Source organism: Maribacter algae (assembly GCF_047345745.1).
Classification (GTDB): Bacteria; Bacteroidota; Bacteroidia; order Flavobacteriales; family Flavobacteriaceae; genus Maribacter.
Window position 1 is genome coordinate 742733 of sequence record NZ_JBLFES010000001.1, and the last position, 23788, is coordinate 766520.

General features: G+C 38.5%; 21 protein-coding genes and 1 tRNA gene. 11 read left to right on the top strand and 11 right to left on the bottom strand.

Features of this window, described 5'->3' with window-relative positions; all coding sequences use genetic code 11:
• The first annotated feature begins 2 nt into the window (after positions 1 to 2).
• The 3 genes from ACKWBX_RS03245 (at position 3) to ACKWBX_RS03255 (ending at position 3262) form a co-directional block, all read left to right on the top strand.
• Positions 3 to 362 carry an MmcQ/YjbR family DNA-binding protein gene (locus ACKWBX_RS03245; RefSeq protein WP_413967208.1) on the top strand — a complete coding sequence of 120 codons (360 nt, stop codon included), beginning with the start codon at positions 3 to 5 and terminating at the stop codon, positions 360 to 362.
• A gap of 84 nt (positions 363 to 446) precedes the next feature.
• Positions 447 to 2216, top strand: coding sequence for a MutS-related protein (locus tag ACKWBX_RS03250; RefSeq protein WP_413967209.1), 1770 nt, complete (start codon positions 447 to 449; stop codon positions 2214 to 2216).
• 44 nt (positions 2217 to 2260) lie between these two features.
• Entirely contained in the window at positions 2261 to 3262 is a 1002-nt protein-coding gene (locus ACKWBX_RS03255) for a metal-dependent hydrolase (protein ID WP_413967210.1), read from the top strand.
• 2 nt (positions 3263 to 3264) lie between these two features.
• Here ACKWBX_RS03255 and ACKWBX_RS03260 read toward each other — a convergent pair whose 3' ends face one another.
• From ACKWBX_RS03260 to ACKWBX_RS03275, 4 genes are all read right to left on the bottom strand, one after another.
• Positions 3265 to 4365 (bottom strand): DUF4407 domain-containing protein, encoded by a 1101-nt coding sequence (locus ACKWBX_RS03260; RefSeq protein WP_413967211.1) that lies wholly within the window; start codon positions 4363 to 4365, stop codon positions 3265 to 3267.
• A gap of 114 nt (positions 4366 to 4479) precedes the next feature.
• A complete protein-coding gene (locus ACKWBX_RS03265; protein ID WP_413967212.1) occupies positions 4480 to 6111 on the bottom strand; it encodes a M56 family metallopeptidase in 1632 nt (543 codons plus the stop codon).
• Between the two features lie 2 nt (positions 6112 to 6113).
• On the bottom strand, positions 6114 to 6479 hold the full coding sequence (locus tag ACKWBX_RS03270; protein WP_413967213.1) for a BlaI/MecI/CopY family transcriptional regulator: 366 nt from the start codon (positions 6477 to 6479) through the stop codon (positions 6114 to 6116).
• Between the two features lie 239 nt (positions 6480 to 6718).
• The gene (locus tag ACKWBX_RS03275; protein WP_413967214.1) at positions 6719 to 8113 is read right to left on the bottom strand and encodes a dipeptidase; all 1395 of its coding nucleotides are present in this window, start codon (positions 8111 to 8113) and stop codon (positions 6719 to 6721) included.
• Positions 8114 to 8224: 111 nt separating this feature from the next.
• On the opposite strand from ACKWBX_RS03275, the gene ACKWBX_RS03280 reads away from it, so the two are divergent.
• Positions 8225 to 8306, top strand: a tRNA-Leu gene (locus ACKWBX_RS03280).
• A gap of 357 nt (positions 8307 to 8663) precedes the next feature.
• Here the strand turns inward: ACKWBX_RS03280 and ACKWBX_RS03285 are convergent.
• On the bottom strand, positions 8664 to 10571 hold the full coding sequence (locus ACKWBX_RS03285) for a sigma-54-dependent Fis family transcriptional regulator (protein ID WP_413967215.1): 1908 nt from the start codon (positions 10569 to 10571) through the stop codon (positions 8664 to 8666).
• A gap of 271 nt (positions 10572 to 10842) precedes the next feature.
• Here ACKWBX_RS03285 and ACKWBX_RS03290 point away from each other — a divergent pair, with 271 nt between their 5' ends.
• The 5 genes from ACKWBX_RS03290 to ACKWBX_RS03310 all read left to right on the top strand — a co-directional run bounded on the left by ACKWBX_RS03290 (position 10843) and on the right by ACKWBX_RS03310 (position 15224).
• Positions 10843 to 11829 carry a thiamine pyrophosphate-dependent dehydrogenase E1 component subunit alpha gene (locus tag ACKWBX_RS03290; RefSeq protein ID WP_413967216.1) on the top strand — a complete coding sequence of 329 codons (987 nt, stop codon included), beginning with the start codon at positions 10843 to 10845 and terminating at the stop codon, positions 11827 to 11829.
• Positions 11830 to 11880: 51 nt separating this feature from the next.
• Positions 11881 to 12903 carry an alpha-ketoacid dehydrogenase subunit beta gene (locus tag ACKWBX_RS03295; protein WP_413967217.1) on the top strand — a complete coding sequence of 341 codons (1023 nt, stop codon included), beginning with the start codon at positions 11881 to 11883 and terminating at the stop codon, positions 12901 to 12903.
• Between the two features lie 74 nt (positions 12904 to 12977).
• Entirely contained in the window at positions 12978 to 14126 is a 1149-nt protein-coding gene (locus ACKWBX_RS03300; protein ID WP_413967218.1) for a dihydrolipoamide acetyltransferase family protein, read from the top strand.
• A gap of 10 nt (positions 14127 to 14136) precedes the next feature.
• Positions 14137 to 14484: a nuclear transport factor 2 family protein gene (locus tag ACKWBX_RS03305; protein WP_413967219.1), complete on the top strand. Its 348-nt coding sequence runs from the start codon at positions 14137 to 14139 to the stop codon at positions 14482 to 14484.
• A 38-nt stretch (positions 14485 to 14522) separates the two neighbouring features.
• Positions 14523 to 15224 (top strand): haloacid dehalogenase type II, encoded by a 702-nt coding sequence (locus ACKWBX_RS03310; RefSeq protein ID WP_413967220.1) that lies wholly within the window; start codon positions 14523 to 14525, stop codon positions 15222 to 15224.
• Between the two features lie 196 nt (positions 15225 to 15420).
• Here ACKWBX_RS03310 and ACKWBX_RS03315 read toward each other — a convergent pair whose 3' ends face one another.
• The 4 genes from ACKWBX_RS03315 to ACKWBX_RS03330 form a co-directional block, all read right to left on the bottom strand.
• Entirely contained in the window at positions 15421 to 15870 is a 450-nt protein-coding gene (locus ACKWBX_RS03315) for a GNAT family N-acetyltransferase (protein WP_413967221.1), read from the bottom strand.
• Positions 15871 to 15938: 68 nt separating this feature from the next.
• On the bottom strand, positions 15939 to 16787 hold the full coding sequence (locus tag ACKWBX_RS03320; protein WP_413967222.1) for a transglutaminase family protein: 849 nt from the start codon (positions 16785 to 16787) through the stop codon (positions 15939 to 15941).
• Positions 16788 to 16876: 89 nt separating this feature from the next.
• Positions 16877 to 17842 (bottom strand): alpha-E domain-containing protein, encoded by a 966-nt coding sequence (locus ACKWBX_RS03325; RefSeq protein WP_413967223.1) that lies wholly within the window; start codon positions 17840 to 17842, stop codon positions 16877 to 16879.
• A 16-nt stretch (positions 17843 to 17858) separates the two neighbouring features.
• On the bottom strand, positions 17859 to 19292 hold the full coding sequence (locus tag ACKWBX_RS03330) for a circularly permuted type 2 ATP-grasp protein (protein ID WP_413967224.1): 1434 nt from the start codon (positions 19290 to 19292) through the stop codon (positions 17859 to 17861).
• 280 nt (positions 19293 to 19572) lie between these two features.
• On the opposite strand from ACKWBX_RS03330, the gene ACKWBX_RS03335 reads away from it, so the two are divergent.
• Positions 19573 to 20487, top strand: coding sequence for a glutaminase (locus tag ACKWBX_RS03335; RefSeq protein WP_413967225.1), 915 nt, complete (start codon positions 19573 to 19575; stop codon positions 20485 to 20487).
• Between the two features lie 24 nt (positions 20488 to 20511).
• Here the strand turns inward: ACKWBX_RS03335 and ACKWBX_RS03340 are convergent, their stop codons facing one another.
• Together ACKWBX_RS03340 and ACKWBX_RS03345 are read right to left on the bottom strand one after the other, a co-directional pair.
• Complete coding sequence (locus tag ACKWBX_RS03340; protein ID WP_413967226.1) at positions 20512 to 21561, bottom strand: zinc-binding metallopeptidase family protein; 1050 nt, start codon at positions 21559 to 21561, stop codon at positions 20512 to 20514.
• A 99-nt stretch (positions 21562 to 21660) separates the two neighbouring features.
• On the bottom strand, positions 21661 to 22212 hold the full coding sequence (locus tag ACKWBX_RS03345; protein ID WP_413967227.1) for a Pycsar system effector family protein: 552 nt from the start codon (positions 22210 to 22212) through the stop codon (positions 21661 to 21663).
• 122 nt (positions 22213 to 22334) lie between these two features.
• On the opposite strand from ACKWBX_RS03345, the gene ACKWBX_RS03350 reads away from it, so the two are divergent.
• The gene (locus ACKWBX_RS03350) at positions 22335 to 23786 is read left to right on the top strand and encodes a CotH kinase family protein (RefSeq protein ID WP_413967228.1); all 1452 of its coding nucleotides are present in this window, start codon (positions 22335 to 22337) and stop codon (positions 23784 to 23786) included.
• The last annotated feature ends 2 nt before the right edge of the window (positions 23787 to 23788 follow it).

Here is a 23788-nt window from a genome sequence, read left to right on the forward strand (position 1 = left end):
CCATGCATGTAGAGGAATTCAGGGAGTATTGTTTGGGGAAAAAAGGAGTAACGGAAAGTTTTCCTTTTGACGAACAGACCCTTGTCTTTAAGGTAATGGGAAAAATGTTTGCTCTGTGCGGTCTAGAGCGTATACCCGATCAAGTAAATTTAAAGTGTGATCCAGAGCGGGCCATTGCATTGCGCGAAGCGTATGACGGCGGCGTTATAGCGGGTTGGCACATGAGCAAAGTGCATTGGAATACGGTGATGTTGGAAATGGTGCCGCCAAAACTCATTGTTGAACTCATTGACCATTCCTACGATTTGGTGGTTTCTAAATTCACCAAAAAATTAAAATCGGAGCTAGATGCTCTTTCCTAAAAAATGAGATGCATTAGAATACCTTGGATACGTCAAGAATTGGCCAAATAAAAACATAAAGGTATTATTTTAAAAAGCGTTTGAATGCAGGAATTACTTTCCTTTTACCAAAATCGGATAAAAAAAAATAGCGCACTGTTAGGCGATGTAAAGAAGAAACTTTTTGCCTCTAGCATGATAAGGCTCACTGTTTTTCTTCTTTCTGTTGTGGGGCTATATTTCTTTTTTGACCAGATTAAAATCGTAACCGGTATTGTAATCGTTACGATCATACTTTTTCTTTTTCTGGTTTCTAGGCATTCGGACTTACAGTACCAAAAAGCAAAGCTACGATCATTGGTAAAAATAAATGAACAAGAGATTGCCGTATTGCAAAGAAAATATTTTGATTTGCCCGAAGGCAATGAGTACAAAGATCCGTCACATCATTTTGCCCAGGATATTGATCTGTTCGGGAGAGGTTCGTTTTATCAATATATAAACAGGACCGTATTGCCGGCCGGTAGCGAGAGATTGGCTTCTGTTCTAAAGGAAAATGTCATAACGGATGTTGTTGAAAAGCAGAACGCCGTTCAGGAATTGGGAAACATGCCTGAGTGGAGACAGGAATTTTTGGCCATAGGAGGATTGACACAATCTGAAACGGAATTGAATGCCCTTATTTCTTGGTTGAAAAATTACAAATCTTTTGTTCCCAAAACGATGCGTTATATTCCTTTGGTTTTTTCTTTGGCTTCCATTGGGGCGTTGGCACTGTTTTTTCTAGATCAAATTCCAGAATCGTTCTTGATTTACTGGGTACTATTCGGATTGATGGTTACCGGGATTTTTACTCGAAAAATCACCAAACTAGGAAATGATGCCGGTAAGTTGCAATCAACCTTTCAACAATATGGAAAGCTGGTGGCCATTTTGGAGGAAACGTCGTTTAAAAGTACATTGTTACATCACCAAAAAGAACGGTTAAAGGCAGAAAATAAAAATGCCTCAGCGGTACTGGAGCAATTTTCCAAACTTTTGGCAAACTTGGACCAGAACAATAATTTTATCTATTTGATATTTGGCAATGGGCTATTCCTTAGGGGATTGACTACATGTTTCAACATTGAAAAGTGGATTAGCGCCAATAAGGATTTTGTGAAGGATTGGTTTGATGTTATTTCCTTTTTTGATGCACAGATCACCTTGGGAAACTTTGCTTTTAATCATCCTGATTATACATTTCCAAAGATTAACAAAGATGGGAATATTAAAACAGAAGGTGCGGGCCATCCCTTATTGCATCCCCAAAAAAGTGTATTGAACGATTATGAAATCAAAAAAGAGGAATTCTTCATCATAACCGGGGCCAATATGGCGGGTAAAAGTACATTTTTACGAACGGTATCGTTACAAATCGTCATGGCAAATATTGGGCTGCCGGTCTGTGCTAAAAATGTTGCATATACCCCGATAAAGTTGATTACCAGCATGCGGACCACGGATTCCTTGACCGACGATGAATCCTATTTCTTTTCGGAATTAAAGCGACTCAAATTTTTGGTAGACGAGATACAGGAAGACCGTTATTTTATTGTTTTGGATGAAATCCTGAAAGGAACCAATAGTACGGATAAAGCTGAGGGCTCGCGTAAATTTGTAGAACGTTTGGTGGCATCCAAGGCTACGGGAATCATCGCCACACATGATTTGAGCCTATGCGAGATTGCAGAAGAACTCCCACAGGTGAAAAACCACTATTTTGATGCAGAAATTATAGCTGATGAACTTCATTTTGACTACAAGTTCAAAAAAGGCATTTGCCAAAATATGAACGCCTCTTTTCTTTTAAAGAAGATGGAGATTGTCGATTAAGGAAAATAACAATATAATTTCCCCCTTTGGGGGTCAAGGGGCTTATGGATTCGTTAACACAAATAGTTTTAGGTGCTGCGGTAGGGGAAGCCGTTCTAGGTAAAAAAGTGGGCAATAAGGCCATGTTGTACGGTGCTGTTGCGGGCACTATTCCCGATTTGGATGTCATGGCACGTTATTTTACCGATACGGTCACCGCTACGGAATGGCATAGGGGTTTTAGTCACTCCATTCTTTTTTCGGTTTTGTTCGCTCCTATTTTTGGTTGGTTGGTATGGAAACTGAACCCCAAGAGCAAAGCGGTGTGGAAAGATTGGTCTTGGCTCATGTTCTGGGGATTGTTTACCCATCCTATTTTGGATGCATTCACCACTTGGGGAACACAATTGTTTTGGCCTTTTGATTTGCGTTTGGCCTTTCAGAATATATTCGTAATCGACCCGCTGTATACGGTCCCTTTTTTGATTTTTGTCATTTTGGCCCTATTTCAGAAAAGAACGTCTCCTAAAAGACGAAAATACAATTGGCTGGGAATAGGAATTAGCTCAGGCTATCTCATACTAACATTGATTGCAAAAGGTTTCGTTTTCAAGAAATTTGAGCATAGCCTAACAGTACAGGGAATTGTTTATACCGATATGGATATAAGGCCAACTCCATTTAATACCATCCTTTGGACGGCCAATATTGATACGGAAGATGCCTACCTCATTGGGAATTATTCTTTTTTTGATACCAAACCGATAACCTTTACAAAGTATCCCAAAAACCGAGACCTCTCAGGTGATTTACAATCATATGATAAGGTAGAGCGACTTATCGCCATTGCTGAAGGTTGGTACACCATCACTCAAAAAGAGAAAGAATTATTCTTCAATGATTTGCGTTTTGGACTTATAAGTGTATCGCCGGACGAGAAAAAATTCGCTTTTTCATACCGATTAATTCCTAACGGCGATGATATTTTAGTAGAAGAGCGGCCAAAGTTCCAACGAGATGCCAAACGACTTTTTAAGGAACTCTGGAAACGTATCTGGGGCAATTGATATTATAAGTTTTTCACCTGTACCTCATGAAATTTATCGGCTTGGATACGTAGTAATTCCTCCGCTTTTTTCTTTTTATACCCATATAGTTCTTCTTCGCCTTTTAAGTCCTCATATATCTTTTGGTTAATGTCTCCATCTGTAGTAACAATAAGTTTGCGCTGTGCTACTTTCTGTGTTACCCAAGAGCCAAGAATACTTTCTTCTTCTTCCAATTTCACATCATATTCCCCTTTTGGTGCCAAAAGCTTGGCGATTATTGGAGATGTTTCAATAGCAAGAAACAATAGAAAAATAAAGAAAGAAGGAAACCAAGGTAATTCATCTAACGCCGTAATGCGCGCCATAAGTCCGTCAAAACCGTCAATAATAGGTTGGGAATTTTTTACAACGTCGGTGTATTCTGTGTTCAATACTGCAATCTGCGTTTCTATTCCTGCTATTTTTTCAGCGTTGGTCGTCTTCAATGTTTTAAGCTCCGCTAAGGCGGTATCATGTTTTTCGCGCTTCTCCGCATAAACGGGCCCCTTGCCCAATAATTTTGTGCCGGCAGTACCTTCCGCCTCTGAAATATAAATATCGTACAAGGCATTGGTTTCTGCCTCTTTTGTGGCGATTTCATTTTTGAGCGAAGCAATGTCCTGGTTCAACTGGGTTACCTTGGGTGTGTACTGTAATGCCAATTGTTCCTTGTTGGCCAAGGTCATTTCATTTTTCTGTTCCAACAAAACCTGATTGATTTCCTTTTCAAAAATCTTCATTTCCAACGGTTTGGAAATAACGATAGCGATGATAATGGCCAGAAGAATTCTTGGAGTGGCCTGCAACACTTCTTTTCCAAAATTATCCCTCTTTTTGATAGTGGAAACGATGAAACGGTCTAAATTAAAAATGAGAAGTCCCCAAATAAACCCAAAAAATACAGCTGTATAAACGGAATCGAAAACAGTATAAAGGGCATAACTGCTTGCAATGAAGGCCATGACCGCAGTAAAGAAAACAGTTGCTCCTATTCCTGCATATTTGTTCTGTTCTCCTTGGGAACATGTTTTTAAGATGTTGGAATCCGCTCCTGAGCAGCCAATAAAAAAGTTTTGTAACATAGGATATTGTTTTTTGATTGATGATGGTCTTACCTGTTAGAACGTCATTTCCTCAAATTTGTTACACAAAAAACCTCCGAAAAGGAGGCTTTAACTCATATTTGTGATTTTGGATTATTTTACGGGAATAGGTTGCTTTGACAATTTTACGATAGGCCTTTTTCCTTTGGAATTTCTCACATCCATATTGATGCTTTTATTTTTCTTTAAAAGGGCTATGGCCTCGTCAGAAGTTATTTTTTTGCCTTCATAATAGAACGTAGCATCTTTTTTCGCCAGTTGAATAGCAAAGTCCAAAGGTGACTTGGGTTCCGGTGGAGTAGGGGGTGTTGAAACGTAAGTTACACTATTGTTCAATTTAATAGGACCTCCGACAACATCATAAGGATCTTGTTCTTCTATTATTTTTTGAATGGTGTTCAGTGCTTCCTCTTTTTCATTTGGCGCACTAGGAGGCATAGGAGGTTTTGGCGGTTCTGGAAAATGGGGAAATGGTTCGGCATCTGCTTTTTGCTTATCGGACATTAATCCATAGATATATTCCAAACGGTCTACCTCATCTATTAAAATACGCATATGGTTTTTATCCATTTCATTATATTTTTTGGCAAGGGCATTGTATTCGGCCATTTGCTTTCTGGACGCCCCGTCCTGATCCGTTTTGGGTAGGCATTCTGGAAAGGGTTGTGCATCTTCTTTTTGGTACACGTTCATTTTTCGATATATCGTTTCCAATACCTCTACTTCTGCTAACGGAATATTTCGTTCTTCTATGGCAACCGTATTATATTTTTTGGCCAGTTCATTGTATTTAGCTATTTCCGCTAAAGTAGCTGTTTTCTGAATTTCTCTGTTATCCGGTGAATTCACTGCTACTAATTTGGTTTCGCTAAACCCTAAAAGGAGTATTGCCAGCAAAGGCAACAGTAGCAAGCTTCTAAGTAATACTGCTTTTTTTGATGTGTGTGTTTTCATGACTGTAAATCGTTTTTTGATTGATGAATAATTAATGGCGTTGGCCATCTTTGACTGATACTTGTTCTGACTATCGAGTGATATGTATGATAGCAATGTATTTTGATAGGTGGTCTTATCTATATTTTTATTGAGCACAGATTGGTCGGCGAGGAACTCATGGTTTAGCTTGATGGCCTTTTTGAATAGCTGAATAAGTGGATTGAACCAAAAGAAGACTTGAAGCAGTTCAATACATATTACATCACAACTATGCATTTGTTTTGCATGGGTTTCTTCATGTAGCATGACTTCTTTTGGAATTTCGTTTAACGCTAGCTTTTGTCTGTTCAGAAAAATATAATTGAAGAAAGTATGTGGTGGAAAGTTCTCTCTCAATAAAACCCGAATGAAGCTTGTAGATTTTTGTTTGGGGTTACTACGAATTCGTCCAATAATCTGGCCAAGGTTTTTAATAAATCTAAGTCCGAAGAAAATAAATCCGAAGACATAAAAAGCCCACAGAGTTGGTTCAACATCCAAAACATCATTTTCTAGCGTTGGCGGTACACCTATATAATCATAGTCAGAGACCATAGATTGTTGCGATGCAGTAGGTTCAACCATTACAAATTCCGTAAAAACGAGTGCAGGAATCAAGAGCGATGTTCCTATGGCCAAAAGAAGATAAAAGCGCTTAAAAACGTGCATGTTTTCCTTCTCCAAAAGAAGTTTATAGAAGATAAAGAAAATGGCCATGCAGGCTGTAGATTTTAAAATGTATACGAACATGATTACTTCTTTTTGATTTCGCTATCGATCAATGCCTTTAATTCCTCAAGTTCCTTTTTACTTAAGTCTGTTTCTTTTGCAAAAAAAGATGCAAACTGACCGGGACTGTCATTAAAAAAGTTTTTGATAAGCCCGTTAACATGTTTTGAAAAATAATCTTTCTTTTTCACGAGGGGATAGTATTCCCGCGACCGACCAAAACTCTTGTAGGCCACAAAACCCTTGTCCGCCATCCGCTTTAAAAGTGTAGCAACCGTAGTGGTTGCAGGTTTTGGTTCTGGATAGGCATCCAACAGATCTTTCATAAAAGCTTTTTTTTGCTTCCAAATGATGTTCATTAGTTCTTCTTCCGTTTTCGATAATTGCATTTCTACGTTCTTAGAATTAACTCTACAAACATAGAATAAATATTTTAATTCTACAAATGTAGAGTATGAATAATTTTGTAATGCGTAAGATGTAATCTGTGAAATACTGTTAAGTTGTCGTCTGTACTAAGTATTTAGTACTAAGTAAATAGTAACAAGTTTATTTGTGCTTATGGTATGAAATAGATTCTTAACCATCAACCATCAACCATCAACCATCAACCATCAACCATCAACCATCAACCATCAGCATTCATTTCCGTAAAATACTGATAGAAATAAGGAATCGTTTCTATACCTTTTAAGTAGTTCCAAACCCCAAAATGTTCGTTAGGGGAGTGGATAGCATCACTATCCAGTCCAAAGCCCATCAAAATCGTTTTACTTCCAAGTTCTTGTTCAAAAAGTGAAACGATTGGAATACTGCCGCCACTACGTTGAGGTACAGGTTTTTTACCAAAAGTAGTCTCATACGCCTTGGATGCAGCTTTATAACCTATGGTGTCAATCGGAGTTACATAACCTTGGCCACCGTGGTGTGGGATAACTTTGACTTTTACGCCTTTTGGGGCAATACTTTCAAAATGTGTTTTAAAGAGCTCCGTAACTTCTTCCCAGTCTTGATCGGGAACCAGTCGCATGGATATTTTGGCATAGGCTTTACTGGCAATAACGGTTTTGGCGCCTTCCCCGGTATAACCGCCCCAAATTCCGTTTACATCTAAAGTAGGTCTGATGGAATTCCGTTCGTTGGTGGTATAGCCCTTTTCACCGTAAACGGCATCAATCTCCAATGCTTTTTGATAGGCATCTAGGCTAAAAGGTGCTTTGGCCATTTCGGCACGCTCTTCTTTTGACAACTCTTCTACCTTATCATAAAATCCGGGAATCGTAATATGGTTATTTTCATCGTGAAGATTGGCAATCATCTTCGCCAGAATATTAATGGGGTTGGCCACGGCACCTCCATATAAACCAGAATGTAAATCCCGGTTAGGTCCGGTAACTTCAACTTCTACATAGCTCAATCCTCGGAGTCCAGTAGTGATAGAAGGGATATTGTTGGCAATCATCCCGGTATCCGAAATGAGGATAATATCGTTCTTTAATTTCCCTTTATTCTCAGCTACATAAATTCCCAAGTTATCACTGCCCACTTCCTCTTCGCCTTCGATCATAAATTTGACATTACAAGGAAGCTGATCGGTTTTCACCATAAGTTCCAAGGCTTTCACATGCATATACATTTGCCCTTTATCGTCGCATGAACCACGTGCAAAGATGGCCCCTTCAGGATGTAGTTCCGTTTTTTTGATTACGGGTTCAAAAGGTGGGGAATCCCAAAGTTCTACTGGGTCAGGGGGTTGTACATCGTAGTGACCGTACACAAGGATTGTAGGTAAGTCGGCATTCACGATTTTCTCTCCGTAAACAATCGGAAAACCAGCGGTTTTGTGAATTTCAACTGTATCACAACCGGCCTCTTCCAATGACGTTTTTACCATATCCGCGGTTTTAAGCACATGGTTTGAATAAGCTGAATCCGCACTGATGGAGGGTATTTTAAGTAATTCTATTATTTCGTTCAGAAATCGGTCTTTATTGTCCGAAATGTATGTTTTTATGTTTTTCATCAATCTAATTTGATATGGATTTTAAAAGTACAAAAAGGAGGAATTTAAAGAGTGAAAATTTAGAGAATTGATTTTTTACTTTATATTTACATCCCATTTTAGGATGGATATGCAGGCGTGGTGGAATTGGTAGACACGCTAGACTTAGGATCTAGTGCCGCAAGGTGTGAGAGTTCGAGTCTCTCCGCCTGTACATGTTTAGAAAGCCTCTCTTTGTGAGAGGTTTTTTCGTTTGTAGCGTATTCAAAACTGTTAGGAGAGACGAGAAGTTTATCCCGAGCGCAGTCGAGGGGAGTCTCTCCGCCTGTACATTTCAGCTCCGCTCAATGCGGGCAATGGAAAGTCGACTCTTAAAAGTCGGCTTTTTTAATTGTACAGTTTGATATTAGATTTTTGAACTCTTTATTTATAATGAGCAAATTTGATTTCATTCAATACTAATTCATATTTATCAGGACTTTTTAGTGCAATGAAATACAATCTGATCTAAGCAATATTTATTTCAATTCTTATACACAATCAGTATAGTTGAATAATTAGAATTATTTTCTTACAATCCAAACTCGTTAATCTTCCTGTACACCGTAGTCCGCGAAACCTCTAAAAGTTTTGCCGCTTTAGATTTGTTCCACTTTACTTTTTGTAACGCTAATTCCAATACTTCTTTGGTCAATTCATCTGAAGATTCATCAGAATTTTTAGTATTGAATAGCACAGCATCAGAATGTAACTCACGAGGTAAATCTTCTGCTTTTATAATCGTATCACCTCTAAACTGGGCGTTAAAAGCCGTTTTCAAACAGTTGTTTTTTAGCTCACGTACATTTCCCGGCCAATCGTACACTTGTAATAAGCTAAGTGTTTCTTTTTCTACACCAGAAATGAAAGATGCTTTATCTTTTATAAAATGATTAAATAAAAAGGTAATATCACCTTTACGACTTCGTAAAGGTGGAATATTGAGTTCCATTATTTTAAGACGGTACAATAAGTCAGATCTGAAAGTTTTATGTTTTACCGCCAGCGATAAATCTCTGTTGGTAGCTGCTACAATACGTACATTGATTGGAACTCCTTTTTCTGAACCTAATGGATACACCATTTGCTCTTCTAAAATCCGTAACAAGTAGGTCTGCGATGCTATAGGTAATTCGCCAATTTCGTCTAAGAATAAAGTACCTTTGTTGGCTTGTTCGAACTTTCCTTTTTTACCGCTCGCATTCGCATTCGTAAATGCACCTTTCACATATCCAAAAAGTTCGCTCGCAATTAAATCTTTTGGTAGTGCGCCACAGTTTACGGTTACAAAAGCTTCGTGAGACCTGTTGGAATGTAAGTGTATCGCTTTCGCGAAAAGCTCCTTACCTGTTCCCGTTTCGCCATAAATCAACACCGAATGGTCATTTTTGGCAATCTGTTCCGCTTTGCGTTTAAGGTTTTGTATTTGGGTGTTTTGAGTAATTACAGCACTTAGACCAGACGGAATGGCTTTCTTTGGAAGATCCATAACCGGACTTTCAGTTATTTTCTCAAAACTGGCAAGTCTACCCATCATTCTGCCCATTACTATATAAGGAGTAGTATTTACGTTCCATTTGCGACCACGACTATCTTCAAACTGACTTTGAATAGGATGGTGCGAAAAACTAGATAGTTCATTTGGAGGAAACAATTGTAAACGCTCGCCGGAAACAAACCCAAGTTCGCGCATTGCATATTTGTTAACGTGCTTAATTACATAATTAGGATTAAAAAGCACTACCGGGCTTTTACCATTTAAAAGCTCGCGATAACCGCTACTTTCATCGAACATCAAATGCTCGTACATAGTAGTTTCAATAAGATTGCCTACCATTTTAATTAATGCGGTATTGTGAAGAAATACGCTTCGTTTATCTCCCGAAACATTAATAACCCCTAACTGATTCCCCATTAAAGGATCGTTAAGAGGCACTGCGGTACATATTAAATTGTGCCAGTTTTCGCAAAAATGTTCATACCCGAAAACAGAAATACTTTTATTTTCAACCAGCGCGGTACCAATACCGTTTGTGCCACAATAAGATTCTTCCCAGGACGCACCGGGTAAGAGGTTTATTTGATCAGCGACTTTAGAATTTTTAGGTTGCAATAATTTTAGAACCGTTCCTTTATGGTCAGAAAGGGTCACAAAAGGATTGATCCCATCTAAAGTTTGGTATAGGTTCTTTAAATGTGGCATTGCCATATCAATTAAAAATTGATTTTTGACTTGATGTTCTTTAATCTGAGCATCTGTATACAGCGTTGGGGCATAGGCAGATTTCAATTTTGTATTGAGTGATTTGCATCGTTTCCACGAATCTATAATAAAATCATTGCCACCATCTGTAACCAAAGATTTCCCTTCATTAAAAGAAGTCCATTTTTTATGCAATAGCGCATCTGTTTTAGAGTATTCCCCAAATGATTGTACCATAACATCCAAATTTTAAGTGTTTGTAATTCTGTAACAGAGACTGTAACAAAGGTGTTTTAAAGTGTTACAAAATGTAACAATAACACATAATAAATAAACGACCAGTCTATTCAAAAATAACTATAATTTATTATATATCTGCTGTTTATATCTAAATATTTGCTAATCTCTTAAAAATGGCATGACTTTTTTATCTATATGTTAAAGTGATAAAATAATTATACAGCGTTACACTTTTTAAAAGAATTAGTAATCTTAAAAAGCAATAAGTATGGAAATAAATAAGAAAGACCTCCTGTGGATGTATGAGAAAATGAAAACTTCGCGCTATTTCGAAGAACAAATGGAGAAAGCCTATTTAGAAGGCAAACAGCCTGTTTTTAATATTGGTGCAGGTGCTGTTCCTGGAGAAATGCACCTCTCAAACGGACAAGAACCTGCTGCTGTGGGTATTTGTGTTCACTTAACTGATAATGATACGGTAACGGCACCACACAGACCACATCACAATGCCATTGCAAAAGGGGTGGATTTAAAACCGATGACCGCAGAAATATTCGGGAAAGTTACAGGTTCGGGTAAAGGTAAAGGCGGGCATATGCACCTGTTTGACCTTAAAGCAAAATTTTCTTGTGGTGGAATTGTAGCTGCGGGGATGCCCCACGCTGTTGGTGCTGCTTTGGCAAATAAAAAGAGAGGAACAGATTGGGTCGCGGTAGCTTTTATAGGTGAAGGAGCTGCAAATGCAGGCGCTTTTCACGAAAGTTTAAACCTAGCTGCGCTTTGGAAACTTCCGGTAATTGTTGTCGTAGAAGATAATGCCTGGGGAATTTCGGTGGCAAAATCTGCCTCAACTTCGGTAGCAAGCAATGATGTAAGAGGTGCTGCTTATGGAATTCCAGGGCACTCAGTTAAAAATAATGATCCTTTTGAAATGTATCGTGTTTCTAAACTTGCTGTAGACCGTGCCAGAAAGGGTGAAGGCCCTACTATTATTGAGATTGAAACCTATCGTTATTTAGGGCATTTTCAGGGTGATCCGGAAACATACAGAGACCCCGAAGAGACAAGCGGATTGAGAGCAAAAGACCCGATTGAACGTGTAAAAGCACATCTCCTTGATCATAAACTGGCTACTGAAAAAGACTTTGACGCCTTAGATAAAAAGATTTTTAAAGAAGTAGATGAGGCGTATGAATTTGCTATGAATAGCGATTTACCAAAGCCCGAAGATGCATTAGAAGATGTATTCTGCTAGGGTTCTTTATCAGTTCATATTAAAAAGTTCAATCTTAAAAATATTCTTAAAATGAGTACAAAAACAAAAGTTAGAAAACTTACAGGAAGTAAGGCAATGGCAGAGGCCATTGATATAGCAATGCAAGAAGATAAAGAGGTCTTTGTAATGGGCGAAGATGTTGCAAAATATGGCGGAATTTTCGGTTCAACTACAGGTCTGCACGAAAAATATGGAGACGAGCGCATTATGGATACTCCTATTTCAGAAACAGGGTTTATCGGTGCTGCCGTAGGTGCCGCCGGAGAGGGAATGCGACCTATCGTAGAATTAATGTTCGTTGATTTTATGGGCGTTGTTCTGGACCAGATTTACAATCATATTGCGAAAATCCCGTATATGTCCGGACAAGCCGTAAAAATGCCTATCACCCTTATTACAGCAGTTGGCGGTGGTTATAGCGATGCCGCGCAACATTCGCAATGTTTGTACGCTACGTTTGGTCATTTGCCCGGTATGAAAGTAGTTGCACCCACAACACCGCACGATTTAAAAGGAATGTTATTAGCTGCCATTCGTGACGATAATCCGGTAGTTTTTATGTTTCATAAAACATTGCAAGGTTTAGGATGGATGGACCAGATTGATGCTTCCATAGGCGAAGTGCCTGAAGGAGATTACACTGTGCCTTTAGATAAAGCAAAAGTGGCTCGTGAAGGAACAGATATTACCATTGTAGGCGTACAAATGATGACCGTTGAAGCACTAAAAGCCGCAAAAATATTGGAGAAAGAAGGCATTAGTTGTGAGGTAATTGACTTACGCTCTATTAAGCCTATTGATAAAGAAACTATCCTTACTTCTATCGGAAAAACACATCGTTTGCTTATAGTAGATGAAGATTATTCTGCTTATGGGATAACTTCTGAAATAGCTGCGTTAGCCGCTCAAGAAGCATTATATGATTTGGAAGCACCCGTAAAAACGTTAGCAGTTCCTGATGTGCCGATACCTTATAGCCGCGTCCTTGAAAAATTTGTTATTCCGGATGAAAATAATATTGTTACTGCGGTAAAAGAAGTAATGGAATCCTAAAACTTAAGCAGTAGGTTTCATTTTATAGAGGCCTGCTGTTTTTTAAAATTAATCCAATAAACAGATAAAAAAGTATGTCAAATAGCATAGATGTCATATTGCCCAAAGAAGTTGGCGAAGAGGTAGAAAGTTTGGTAGTAATGTGGTATAAAGAAGAAGGCGATGACGTTGAAAAAGACGAAATTCTTGTCGAAGTACAAACAGACAAAGCCATTTACGAATTACCGGCACCGGAAGATGGTGTGCTTACTGAGATTTTAGTTAAGCGTGGTGAGGTAGCTGCTGTAGGCCAGATTATGGCAAAAATGAACGTTGGTGGCGAAGCTGAAGTCAATGAAACCTCTAAAAAAACAACTACTGCCGAGACTAAATCTAAAGAAAAAGCAATAGAAAATACTACTGTAAACAAAACCATAAAAGCCTCGCCTTTAGTCAAGAAAATGGCTAAAGAAAAGGGGATTGACCTTACTACGATTACAGGTTCAGGACCGGGAGGAAAAATTGTGGAGGCAGATTTAGAAAAAGCCCAAACGTTGGATGCTGACCCGGATTTTGATGTGGTTGAAAATTCACCAATTCGTAAGGCAACGGCCAAAAATATGCTGGCAAGTCTACAAAATACCGCTCAGCTTACCTTACAACGGTGGATAGATGTTTCAGAATTACAGAAGAGAAGAAAAAAATTATCGGCAGATGCCAGTTGGAATGATTGGGTATTGCGTGCGGTAGTGGTCGCCTTAAAAGAGCATCCGGATATGAATGCACATTGGGTAGATGATGAAAAGCGCAAACTTGCCAAAGTAGTGCATCTTGGTTTTGCGGTCGATACTGAAAAAGGCCTGATGGTACCTGTGATAAAAAATGCAGATAAACTTTCTCTCACTGAACTTTCTAGCGCATCTGATGAATTGCAATCTAAGGCAAAAGATATGAAGTTAAAATCTGATGAGTTAAACGGTGGCACATTTACTGTTACTAACCTCGGCGGGTTGGGGATTACCTATTTCACCCCAGTTCTTGATCCGCCACAAGTGGGGATTTTGGGCGTAGGAAGACTTCAAAAGAAAGTTACATTTAAAGGAGAAAACAATCAAACAATGGGGCAGAGCACCCAATTGCCGCTAAGTATCACTTTTGACCACAGAGCCGTTGATGGTGCGCCAGCTGCTCGATTCCTTCAAACCATCGAAACACATTTACAAACACCAGAAAATTTAATTTAAAAAAAATACAATGAGTAAAACAACAGAACAGGTTTTAAACCATCATTTAGAATCCTTTGGAGGCGCTAATATAGAAGAAATTTTGAGTGACTATACCCAAGATTCGATTTTAGTAGACCAGAAGAAAACGTATAAAGGGATTGAAGAAATTCGTGTTTTCTTTGAGTGGCTTTTAGAGCTATTACCGCCAGGTTCAGATTTTGAAATGGAAAAACTTGAGGTAATTAACGAGTATGCGTATATTGCCTGGAACGCCTCTTCTAAAAAGGCAAATTTTTTATTGGGTACAGATACGTTTCACATCGTGAATGGTAAAATTAAATATCAGTCCGTTGCAGCTAGAATGACTGAAAAGTAACAACTTTAACCCATAGAATGGGTTTAATACTATAGTTAATGATAAAAGCCTGCGTATTTGATGCCTTCGGAACATTGTTTCAATTGGATTTACCACCTGATGTAATAACCAATAAAAGAGCAGTAGAGGCGCTTCAAATATGCAGGCAAAAACAATTGGAGTATTCCTGGTTGTACAATCAAATGGGAAACTATTTACCATTTGAAAAAATTACGGAAATAGCACTCAAGTACGCCGTAGAAAAGGTTGATTTGGAGGATATAGCGCTGGAGCCTGCACTGAGCGAAGTCGAAGTGCGAAAGCTGAAAACCATTTTCTTTACACCTAATTATTACGGGGATGTTTTGGAAACTATTTCAACCTTAAAAAAAGAGAAGATTACGTGCGGTATTTTGTCTAACGGTTCTGTTAAAATGCTCTCCGAAGTACTAAAGCATACACAATTAGAAAATACTTTTGATTTTGTGCTTTCAGCAGATGCGGCAAAAACATTTAAACCGAATCCGAAAGTATATGCAATTGCATTACATCATTTAAGGATTCCTAAAGAAGAGATTCTGTTTGTTTCTTCCAATCAATGGGATGTTTCCGGAGCAAATGCTTTTGGTTTTAAAACTGCCTGGGTAAATAGAAATGAACATTTAAAAGAACCTATCTTAGCTAATGATAGCACGCTATTGTTAAAAACTCTTAGCGATATTCCTTTACTAATAGATGAACTGGGTATCGGAACATCTTGAAAATAAACCATTATGGATTGGAAATCCATAATGGTTTATTTTTTATGATCAACTTCTCGTTTTTTTAAATGCATTGCATTAAAGGCTTAAAAATGGCAAAGTTCCAAAAACCCCATCCATTTTTGATAATTAAGCCTAATAGGGTAACTTATATGGACGTTATTTTGAATGTTTCTTTCTAAAGATTTTCAGATGCTCAATCTGTTAATCGTTTAACGAACAATTCTCTGTTCGTACTATTAAAACCTAACTTTTTATATAATCGATTTGCATTGTTATGTTTTTCCACTTCTAAATGTATAGCGTTGATATGCAATCGTTTTGCTTCGGTCAATATAAATTCCATTGTCTTTGTGCCGATACCTTTCCCCCTAAACCGCTCTTTAATGAATAACTCATCAATAAATGCATCACGTCCACCGTATTCAAAACTAAAGCCAAAGGTCAAGACAACATATCCAATGGGCTTATCCTCAACTGATATCAGCCAAAGCCTTCCCAAAGATTCATTACTCAAAAAGTCCGTTAGGTTTTGTTCCGTGATTTTGGGATTGAAACTATAGTTGTCAACAGCATTAAATCCACGCATCATTTCCAAAAGCTTGGGAATATATTCTATGGTCGCTATTTCAAATTCTACTTTCATGAGTCCCTTTCTTTTGTTATTTCCACGAATTTAAAGCGTTGTTTTCAGAATCTATTTGCACAAACGGTTTATGTAAGCAATGTTTCAATAACCAAATTTGTTTTGAGACTGGAAGCGGCATTTCCTCTCACTGTACCCGAGACGGGCATGGTATTAACATAGTGACTGCTCGAAGCAACGGCAATATGGGCATGACCGGTCATAATCCCATTACTGGGGTCAAAACCGATCCAGCCGGCACCGGGTAAAAAGACTTCTGTCCACGCATGTAGTTCATACCGTGGATTTTCAACATCAACATAGTAATATCCGCTGACGAATCTTGCGGCAATCCCCAATTGGCGTAGTAATTGAATCTGCATCCAGACCAGGTCACGACAGGAACCTTTTTTTAAGTGAAATGTTTTGTCAGGTTCAAAAGGAACTCCTTCTTCTCTTGATGCTACGGTGAAATCAGCGTGGATGGCCATGGTAAGTTCCGTCAAAAAAGGTAACGTCTGCCTATTTTTTGAAGTCAGAATGGACTTGCCATAATTTAATAATGCATGGCCCACCTTTTCAGTATTTAGATAGTTTTGAAGCAAAGCGTTCAAATCTTCCGAATAGGAAAAAGGAACAGTATTGAAGTCAGGCGGATGAATCAAAAAATGAAACGGGTTGTATTCGTTGCTGATCACTACAGCTTCGGATACGATATTGATTTTTTCGTGCATTCCGTTAAACCAACAAAAATGGACAAAATTATTTTCTGCATCTAACTGTCCAGAACTACCGGAGGGTTCCGGAAAGAGCGAAAGAGCATGAGATTCCACATCAAGGTGAGGAGTATTCTTTGGTTTGAAAAGAAGATAATGTGGCTCCAAAAAAACGGGCTCGCTAAATGTATATTCCGTTTCATGGATGATTTTGAATTTCATGGGCAAGTAAGACTATTATTCATGTTATGGATTAGGTAAGTGCTACCCCCTGCTAAGGTGTGTCAATGAATTCCCATTGGAATAATCGCTCATTGCTGTATTTGCACTTGCGCGGGAACACCAAAAAAGGAATCATAAAAGCTAACCGAGACAGCATTTAGTTTTTGCTGAAATTCATCAAGATATTCATGCAATCCTTTTGAAAATACATCATTGATATCAATAAATTCGAGTTCCGACTTCAACTTTCCCAAATATTTTTCGGCATCACAACTAAATCCGGTTTTACTTCCCGTTATCTCCTGTAACGACTTTTCTGCATGAATAAGGCAACAAAGCATGGATCGCGGAAATTTTTTATCCAATATCAAAAACTCCGAGATATTCAGGGCGTTAAGTTTACCGTACTTTTTACGGTACATGTCATAAGCACTGACCGACTTTAATAAAGCGGCCCATTGCATTAAATCCAAAGGCCCCCCAACTTGTTGATGGGTGTTCAATAAGATATGGTACTTTACATCCATCACACGAGATGTTTTATCCGCGCGCTCTATGAGTTGTCCTATTTTACCAAAATGCCATCCATCACTTCTGGTAATCGTGGCATCAAAAATTCCGTAAAGCATCTGGCAATCTTCTTTTATTTTTTTGAAAAATGCCCTCGGATCATTACGCTTCCATTGCTTTTTTTCATGACCATCTTTTACGAAGAAATAAATGGCATTGATCTGTTCCCAGACTTCTTTGGTAATTTCCTGTCGTATAGATCTTGCATTCTCCCTTGCCTGTGTGATACAACTGTAGATGGAGTTTAAATTTTGGGGATCAAAGCCCAAGAAAAAAAGAACTTTGTCCTTGTCTACGGTTTTAAATCGCGATTCGTAAATGGGCCAATCTCCTGTGATGACCACCAAAGGTTTCCATTGTTCCTCCGCATCCGGGGGAGACTCTAACGAAAGGTTGAAATTAACGTCCATAAATCGGGCATAGTTTTCGGTTCGTTCAATGTATCGGTTCATCCAATACATGGTATTTGCAACTCTGCTTAGCATATTTTATTTTTTAATTCTAATCGAGTACCCAAGTGTCTTTACTCCCCCCACCTTGAGAGGAATTTACGACCAATGACCCTTTGGTCAATGCCACCCTGGTTAATGCTCCCGGGACTATTTTTATATCTTTCCCATAGAGGCAATAAGGTCTTAGATCTACATGCCTTCCTTCAATAGTATCATCGGTCAACGTAGGGACCCTAGAAAGGTTTATCATAGGTTGGGCAATATAATTTCTTGGATTTTTCTTTATTTTGACCAAAAAATCCTCGCACTCCTTTTTGGTCGATTTTGGACCTATAAGCATTCCGTATCCACCGGAACCATCGGTCTGTTTCACAACTAATTCTTGAATATTTTCCAGCACGTAGTTACAATCGTCTTTCTCGGCGCAGATGTAAGTTTTAATGTTGGGCAAAAGTACCTCTTCATCCAAGTAATATTTTATTAATCTGGGGATATAGGCATAAATGGCCTTATCGTCGGCGACCCCTGCCCCCGGGGCATTGACCAAAACTACATTGCCTTTGCGGTAGGCTTCAAAAATTCCGGGCGTGCCCAATAAGGAATTTTTATTAAAAATCAATGGATCCATAAACTCGTCGTCTACCCTGCGATAGATAACATGAACACGTTGTAGGCCATTTGTGGTGTTCATGTAGACGAAATCATTTTTAACGAGCAAATCCCTCCCTTCGACTAACTCGGCACCCATTTGTTGTGCCAGATAGGCATGTTCAAAATATGCGGAATTATAAATGCCCGGTGTCAATACAGCTATCGATGCCGGGGATTCTTTGGACAAGGATTCCAGCATATCCCGTAAATGATGTGTGTAATCATGGACAGGTCTAACATGAAGTTTTTGGAAAACCTCGGGAAAGGTACGTTTTAGAATCTCCCTGTTCTCCAACATATAGGATACTCCCGAAGGACATCTGAGGTTATCCTCCAAAACATAAAAATTACCATCGTCGCCCCTTATGAGGTCCGTCCCGGAAATGTGGCTCCATACATTTTCCGGAGGTCTTAGGCCAACACATTCTTTAAGATATCCGGCACTGGAGAGTACGAGTTCTTTTGGAATGATACCATCCTTTAAAACTTTTTGTTCATTGTAAATATCATTAATGAAAAGGTTTAATGCAACGATACGTTGTTCAAGACCTTTTGCGAGCCTATCCCAATCCGTGCCACTTATGATCCGTGGAATAATATCTAAATGTAGAATACGTTCCACGCCTTGATTGTCACTGTACACGTTAAAGGTCATGCCAAGAGACAGTTGGGCCCTGTCCGTTGCGTGCTGTAAATATTTGAGCTTATTTTTATTAAGTTTTTCCAAACGTTGTTTGAACTGTTCATAAGTAGGTCTCACAGAATTTGCTTCATTGAACATTTCATCATAAAACCCTGTAGTTTCATAATTGGTAAAATCTACTTTGGCCATAAAGGGATTTTGTTTTGGTTATGCTTTGTTTAAAAGGATAATAAATTTTGTATAGGGTCGCAAATAGAACCCATAATGTGAATTATTATAATATACTACAAATTATTGACCTATGGAAAAGCGGAAGAACGGTTTATGGATAATTTATGGGATTCAGATTTTTTGAAGAAGAATTTGTCCAAATCCTTAACAAAGAAGTATAATTGAACTAAAAGCGATACAAAAATTATGACACGTTCAAATTATTTATCATGATCTTTGCTTTTAAAATGGAACGCTCTTGAACTACAATGCTATTATCGGAAAAGTCTACGAGGAAACCAAGGGACTTCCGAATAAAGGAAAAATAGCCACTTATATCCCGGAATTGGCGAATGTAGACCCAAATAGGTTTGGGGTACATATGACCAACTTGAACGGTAAAGGCTTTGGGGTGGGCGACCATCTTAAGAAATTCTCGATACAGAGCATTGCGAAGGTATTATCGTTGACCTTGGCCTATAAAATAGTAGGCGAAAAAATATGGAAACGGGTAGATGTAGAACCCTCGGGAACCAAGTTTGATTCATTATTGCTACTGGAAGTGAATAACGGCATTCCCCGTAACCCGTTCGTGAATTCCGGTGCTATTGTAATTTGCGACATCTTAATTTCACATTTAGGAAATGCCAAAGTGGATTTCCTCGCTTTTGTAAGGGAGTTGAGCAATCTACCGGACCTTGTATATTCCGATAAAATTGCAGACTCTGAAAAGGCAAACGGTTACCGGAACGTGGCTCTGTGCAATTTTATAAAATCTCTGGACAATATTGAGAATGACCCGGCCGTGGTACTCGATTTTTATTTTGATATGTGTTCCTTGGAGATGAACTGCCAACAAGTATCAAATATGATGACCTATTTGGCCAATGGAGGGCATAAAGTTTCCGATGGTTCGGAGATTATCACAAAATCACAATCAAAACGGATCAATGCGTTAATGCTTACTTGCGGTTTTTATGATGAATCCGGAGAGTTTGCTTTTAAAGTTGGCCTGCCCGGCAAGAGTGGTGTAGGAGGCGGTATTGTTGCCGTATATCCGCAGCATTATGTTATTACCGTATGGAGCCCTCCACTCAATCCTCACGGGAACTCTTTTTTGGGGATGAAATTTTTAGAGGAGTTTACCACACATTCGGATTTTACTATTTTTTAGGACGATATGCTAGCTATTTTAATGTTACAACTTTCGCTTAGGTAAGAGGAGTTGATGAATGAATTTCATCTTGTTCACAACGGCAGGTGTTATTACAAACGGATACACGTCTGGTATACCCATTGCCCTATTGATACTATTTACGGCAAAGGACAAGGGCACGCATGTTTGGACAATGGTCTCAAAATCTTCAATGGTATAGGGGTCAAAAGAGGATGCTATCTTCATATTTTCCAAAATATCCTTATGATTTACTTCCAAGCCAAAAAAGTGTGCTGTTTCTACCATATCCATGATATGGAGATAATGCGCCCAGGTTTCTGCCCAATCCTCCCAAGGGTGGGACGTAGCATATTTGCTTATATATGAGTCCCGCCAATTTTCGGGCGCCCCGTTTTTATAATATGCTTTTAGTGCATCACCATAGTTGGCTTCCTCATTCCCAAAAAAATCCCTGAATGACCGTAACGCACTTTGATCTTTAGCGATTAACTGCTCCCAGAAATAATGACCGACCTCGTGTCTCAGGTGTCCAATAAGCGTACGGTAGCGTTCCTCCATTTCCTGTTTTGCCTGTTCCCTCAGCACATCGTCCGCTTCCCTAAGCAGTATGGTTATAACACCACTGGCATGCCCTGTCATGATATCGGCGTTGTCATTTTTAGCGATAAAATCAAAACACAGCCCGTCTGGATGGGTCATTCTGCTCCGCAGATCAAGCCCTATTTTTTGGAGTTGATAAATAAGGCGGTGTTTGGCAACTTCGAGGCTCTTCCATCTTTGAAGATTTATTTTATTGGAAAGATCAGGTATGGTCCGGTTGAGTTGACAGGCCCTGCAAAAAACCTCTTCAGCATTCTCTGGTATGAGCCAGTTACATATGCCATGTTCTCGGTTCTTACAATATTTGTACACTATTTTTTCCCTATCGGAAAGTAATGATGTACGTGTTGGGTCAAAGGTGAGCATTTGACGGTCATCGTCCCGGTAACCTGACAAGTGACCACAATTACCACAGTCGATGTTTTCAAAAAATAGCGGGTGATCACAATGACCGCATTTAAAAATTTTCATAGGTTGTTCAACTTCTAAAACACTTTAATCAGTGAATGTAGTCAATAAGAAGTTTAAATACTCAGTGCCATATTAATTTTGTCCTTTATCAATATCAAATCAAACAAATACAACTTTAATACAGATAGCCAGCAAAAGGGACAGACAAATTCCTATGGTCATAGCTATTACTGAATAGCGCAAGAATTTCCGCTTACGTTCCAATATTTTACCAACATGGTACATGTCTTTTAGCATAGCACGATGGGCGAAGTCGGTATCCGCTCTCATTTCAATCATAGTATCTTCAAATGAAGTGTAGGGCATGTTCAAATAATTCCCAAAAAATAATGGATTCATTTCATTGGACTTCATTTTTTCCGCAGTAAGCATATTTTTATCCTTTTCCGGAAGGATGGCCAATACGGAGAAAATAATTGAAAGGACGCAAAAAATACTTCCGCCAAAAAGAACAATAATAACGGAATTGAATTCTAATGTACTCTTTAAGATATTCCCTATTATCAAAGACAGTATAACCACGTTCAGCGATAAAATAATTCTAGCCTTTCTGTCTACCATTTGGTTCAACATGTAGTGATTTCTCAATGTAGTGTTCAACATACTGGTGAAAGTCCTTGAAGATGGTTTACTTGTTTTTTCCGCTATCATATAAACTTAAATGAAGTTGGTTCTTCTTTAGTATCCTGTCAAAAGTACTACTTTTAAAAAATGATTTTATATTTCCGATAATACAGACAGTAGAATTTAAGATGAACGACAAATCGAACTTTATGACAAAAAAGAGCCATTTATTGCATGGTTTCCTGCTTATATCGTTTTTTCTCAACGGAATCTGTAGTGCCCAAAGTATAAAGGCAGATGAGGGTAGTTATGGTATTGATGCGGAAAGGAAGTTAATAATTTGGCAAGCAAATGATCTAGATTCCATAGTTTCCAATAATCGTGAAATTAATACTATTGTTTTTGAAAAGGAATATAAGATTTCAAGCAATGTGGAAACTTTATCGAATCACAGTGAAAAACAATTAAAGTATGGCGATGAGAACTATGCGTTGTTCATCACACAGTGGCCCATAGTTCATATTGTTGTAGATACGAATACAATCAACGATAAAAATAAAATACCCGGTTATTTCACTTACTACAATGATGGGGAGTACATGAAAAATACTATGGGAATTCGGCATAGGGGCAATCTTTCCTTGACTTTTCCAAAAAAATCCTATGACATTGAATTTCGCGTTGATAGTGTTTCAAAAGAGTCCAAGGATTTACAATTTAAAGGGCTGCGATCAGATGATGATTGGATCCTTGATGGTCTTTACAATGAACCTTTACGCTTGCGTTCTACTTTGGCGATACGGCTTTGGAACAACATCCATAAGCCTCATTATCTAGATAAGGAGCCTAAAGCAAAAAGTGGTTTTGACTCAAAATTCGTAGAAGTATTTAAAAATCAGAAATATATTGGTCTCTATGCGCTATCCGAATCTGTTGACCGCAAACAATTGGCGTTGAAAAAGCACGTAGGCGATACAGTTCTTGGAGAACTGTTTAAGGCGGAGTCCTACCAAGGGGCAACCAATTTTACCAAGGCACCTGATTTCAATAATTTATTTCCCCACTGGGCCGGATTTTATATGGAATACCCATTGATTGATTACCGTGCACATTGGAACGATTTGTCCAAATTTGTTACTTTGGCCGTGTCCGCACCGGATGAAGAATTTGTCCAAAAAATCGAAAAAAATTTAAGGATTAATAATGCCATTGATTATTACCTCTTTGTAAATCTGGTACGTGCCACGGACAACTTGGGCAAGAATTATTATTTAGGAAGATTTGATGCCGATGAACCCTACTTTTTTATTCCCTGGGATGTAGATGGGGTTTTTGGGACTATACAGGACGGGAAACGCATCCCGACCACCAATGACATCTTGAGCAACCAACTGTTTGACCGTTTATTAAAGACAAATCCAAATGGATATAAGGAGAAAGTTAAATCCCGATGGAAAATGCTGAGGGAAAATGAATGGAGCGATGCTACATTATACGATATGGTAGATCGGTACTATCATGCTTTTCTTGATCAAGGACTTTATGAAAGGGAAGCTATGGTATGGCCGGATAATACCACTCTAGAGGACCATTACAACTATTTAAAAAAATGGATAAATGAAAGAACTCTTTTTCTTGATGCCCATTTTAAGGAGTTATAGGA